Genomic DNA, 894 nt, shown 5'->3' on the forward strand with positions numbered 1-894 from the left:
GGGGGGGGGGGGGGGGCGGCGGCGGCGGCGCCCGGTCACGCGCGTGCCCGCAGGAACGCCACCTGCCGCTCCCAGTGGCGGAAGCCGCCGCCCTCGTGGCCGTTGTACGGGTAGACCTCGATCGCGTGGTCGTCCGACCCCAGCGCGTTGTACGCGGCGAAGGTCGTCCGGGGCGGCACCACCTCGTCCATCAGCGCGACGGAGAACAGGGCCGGCGCTGTGATGCGCTTCGCGAAGTTCACCCCGTCCAGGTAGGACGCCGTGGTCCACACGGTCTCGGCGGCGTCGCGGTGCACGGCGAGGTAGCGGACGAGCTCCTGGTACGGGTCGCTCATCGCCACGTCCGCGCCGTGCTCCCAGTCGCACAGGAAGGCGACGTCGGGCATCACCGCGACCAGGGGACCGACGTGCGCCTCGACCAGGGCAGCAGCGGCCAGCGTGATGCCGCCGCCCTGGCTGCCGCCGGTCAGGGCGACGCGCTCCGGGTCGACGCCCGGCAGCGTGCGGACCGCGTCGACGAGGCGCACCGCGTCCGTGTACACGCGGCGGTAGTAGTGGTCGTGCGGGGAGTCGATGCCGCTCGTCATCCAGCCCGCGATGTGGGGCCCGGAGCCGTGCGGGTCGGGGGAGTCACCGCCGCCCCACCCGCTGCCCTGGCCCCGGGTGTCCATCACGACGTGCACGAACCCGGCGAGGGCCCAGCCGATGCGCTCACCCGGTCGGCTCCGACCGCCGTTGTAGCCGAGGAACTCGACCACGGCGGGGAGTCGCTCGTCGGGCTGCGCCCCGGCGGGCCGGGTGACCCAGGCGCGCACCGGGTCGGCGGCGAAGCCCGGGAAGGTCAGGTCCTCGATCACCAGACCGGTCACGACCGTGTCGGCCGGGGTCGTCGTG

The 894-nt window shown here is 74.8% G+C and carries 1 protein-coding gene; it reads right to left on the bottom strand.

Going from position 1 to position 894, the window contains the following annotated elements:
- Positions 1-35 precede the first annotated feature (35 nt).
- Positions 36-894: acetylxylan esterase (locus BIU90_RS11715; protein WP_071300423.1), on the bottom strand; the 859-nt coding region annotated here is incomplete at its 5' end.

Origin of the sequence: Curtobacterium sp. MCBA15_001, from assembly GCF_001864835.1 — a bacterium.
Classification (GTDB): domain Bacteria; phylum Actinomycetota; class Actinomycetes; order Actinomycetales; family Microbacteriaceae; genus Curtobacterium.